Annotated in this window: 1 pseudogene; it reads right to left on the bottom strand. The window is 63.4% G+C overall.

Annotated features, from left to right (window positions below):
• Positions 1-238, bottom strand: a pseudogene (locus tag AC0L2F_RS35960) (hypothetical protein); the annotation flags it as partial.

Raw genomic sequence — 238 nt, 5'->3', positions numbered from 1 at the left:
GCATCGGCGCGCCAAAGGTGACATGGCCGATCTCGATACGGCCCTGGGCTGGGACGATGGACATCAAACTGAGGATGCCCTGCACCTGATCGTTGGCGCGGTCGACCACACTGAACAAATACGGGTCGGTGTTGGCGGCGTGTCTGTTCAGCCAGGCACCGAATGCGGCGCGATCGGCAAACGGGCCGTAAGGCAGGTAGTCCCACAATTTAGGGTCGGCGCCGGGACCTGCCAGGGC

The organism is Bradyrhizobium sp. Ken64, from assembly GCF_055807555.1.
The sequence above is the reverse complement of the archived record's forward strand: the minus strand, read 5'-3'. Positions and strand labels throughout refer to the sequence as shown.